Below are 1,800 nucleotides of genomic sequence, written 5' to 3'. Positions count from 1 at the left end.
AGCACCGTACCCTCGTTGGTGGGCACCTCCATGCCGTAGCTGCGCCGCACTCCGGCAGACCAGCCATCGCGCAAGGTGGCGTGGTTTCCGAGACCCGAACGGTCGGCCACCGAATTGACGGGATCGCCATCATTGCCCTCATCGAACAGCCACAAGCCAATCAGATCGGCCTGGGGCATGCCGTTGATAAGGCGGGTCACCTGGCCGAGACCAGTTGCGGCAAAATTTGCGTTGGGAAGCGTGATAAGCATCAGGAAAACTCCGAGTAGCTGAGGGGCAGGCAGAACGCCACGCACCAGTTGTGAAGAGGGTAGTTCTTGTCCACCAAAGCGGGGATGTTGGCGGCGGCATACATGCCCCGGTCGGGCACATATTCGTATTGCTCGTGGGCCTTCGTCGGGTCGCTGTCGCGCAGGTTGCCATTGCCGTCATGGACTGTCTTGTCGGCATACCAGACCAGCGCGTCCGATGGCGGCGCAGACGCAAGGCGCAGGCGGACAACCGTATCCGCAACGATTTCAACCTCCGAAATCGGATAGACTGTCGCGCCGTCAGCCGAGGTCACGCGGAAACCATTGTCAGCGTAATCGGTCGCGGTAGAGGTCACATAAGGCAGATCAAAGACCAACGGCGCAACAGGCACATGGAAGCTGATGTGAATATCCACACCGTTGACGGAGATCTCCAAGGGGCGAACCGGCTCCCATGGCTCCCCCTCGATCAGCACCTTACGGGCAACTTTGGCTTGCTGCAGACCGTACCAGCGCGCGCCATTGGCATCGAGGTGCCCGCCCTTGTCGGTATATGGATAGACCGGCCCGACCATAACCGTGTCGGAACGCTCCTTGGCCACCTCCAATTGGGCCATACCCACATGCAGCCCGGCGTTGCCTCCACTATCAACGTCGCGGGTGTATGTGGCCCCCGTCTGATAGGTCATGAACAGCGGCGGCAGGGCCTGACCCGTGATCGCAATCACGTCAGCACCGATGTCGTCAAACAACTGGTTCATCAGCGTCTTGTACGACGCCTTATCCCAGGATGCGCCCTGATCGCGGTAGTTGTATTCCCCCTGCATCCAGCTAACCACCGTGACGACATGGCTGTCAGACCCAGCCAGGGTCTCCACCTTGGTCACGCCGTCCGTGAGGATGCTGTACCTGTCCACCACATCGTGCGTGTTGACCTTCGACAGCTGCTCAATGGTCATGCCCGCGATGGCCGGACTGATGGCAACCAGGTTGCGACCATCGTTTTCTGACAGCGCGCGCCGGTTCAGGGCCAATTTGAACCCATTGGCCAGCCCAATCACAGGCGGTTCCCCTTTCGCCTGGTCGCCCGGAGTGAGCGCGGCCTCCTCAACACCCGACAGGTTCGCCGCACCATCATGTGTATGTGCCACGAGGGGATTGAACTGCAGGGCGCCCAGCACATCGTAGGTATCCGCACCAGAAAGGTTATCAACATTGTCGCCGATCATCAGCGCCCCGGCGACGGGCGCCTTGGAAAGGCTGGGCCATGTTTCGCTGCCCTCACCCAGCGATTGCCCGTAGTTGGCCAATGTATTGTAATCAGCCGTGGGCAATTGCACCGATTGGACGATGCCTTCCCGCAGAGCCAGTGATTGCGCTTTGTTCCGGCTGTCGAGCGCCTTCGCGTCCACCGCCGTTGTCACATTCTGGGGCAGGTAAACCGCACCATCCCTGATGCCGAAGCCGATGTTCCCATTTGGGTCGGCAATCGCAAAATCCCAATCGGTCAAACCGCCCATCTTGGCACCGCCCGACACCAAAAGTTCAC

Annotated in this window: 2 protein-coding genes; both read right to left on the bottom strand. The window is 60.1% G+C overall.

Going from position 1 to position 1,800, the window contains the following annotated elements; translation table 11 throughout:
* Positions 1 to 200: hypothetical protein (locus tag O4H53_RS26865; RefSeq protein ID WP_269368055.1), on the bottom strand; the 200-nt coding region annotated here is incomplete at its 3' end.
* Between the two features lie 50 nt (positions 201 to 250).
* Positions 251 to 1,800 (bottom strand): hypothetical protein (locus O4H53_RS26860; protein ID WP_269368053.1); only part of this gene is annotated, 1,550 nt, incomplete at its 5' end.

The sequence above is a fragment of the Sulfitobacter sp. G21635-S1 genome, assembly GCF_027213915.1.
Lineage (GTDB): Bacteria > Pseudomonadota > Alphaproteobacteria > Rhodobacterales > Rhodobacteraceae > Sulfitobacter.
The sequence above is the reverse complement of the archived record's forward strand: the minus strand, read 5'-3'. Positions and strand labels throughout refer to the sequence as shown.